This is a genomic window from Pseudomonas sp. P5_A12 (assembly GCF_056400685.1).
Genome location: NZ_JBFUKU010000639.1, coordinates 1 through 554 on the forward strand (window position 1 = coordinate 1; position 554 = coordinate 554).

Here is a 554-nt window from a genome sequence, read left to right on the forward strand (position 1 = left end):
CAAAACAAAACCCCTACCTGCATACGCAGATAGGGGTTTCGGAATCAAAACAAAACCCCTACCTGCATACGCAGATAGGGGTTTCGGAATTTAATCTTGACGATGACCTACTCTCACATGGGGAAACCCCACACTACCATCGGCGATGCATCGTTTCACTGCTGAGTTCGGGATGGGATCAGGTGGTTCCAATGCTCTATGGTCGTCAAGAAATTCGGTAGCCAGGTCGTTTACCTTTCGGTTCACGCTCCAGCGAATGGGTATGTAATAGATTTGTGTGTTTCGAATTTTCGACTTTGTATCGTCTTCACACACCGCAATCTGGCCTCTTTCGTCTTTTCAACTAGGAGCAGCAAATTGCTTGGGTGTTATATGGTCAAGCCTCACGGGCAATTAGTATTGGTTAGCTCAACGCCTCACAGCGCTTACACACCCAACCTATCAACGTCGTAGTCTTCGACGGCCCTTCAGGGGACTCAAGGTCCCAGTGAGATCTCATCTTGAGGCTAGTTTCCCGCTTAGATGCTTTCAGCGGTTATCTATTCCGAACATAG

At 48.0% G+C, this 554-nt stretch carries 2 rRNA genes; both read right to left on the minus strand.

What is annotated here, in order from left to right:
- Window positions 1–94: 94 nt before the first annotated feature.
- A 5S ribosomal RNA gene (gene rrf / locus AC1DSG_RS31645) occupies window positions 95–210 on the minus strand.
- 162 nt (window positions 211–372) lie between these two features.
- Window positions 373–554: ribosomal RNA gene (locus AC1DSG_RS31650) — 23S ribosomal RNA — on the minus strand; the annotation flags it as partial.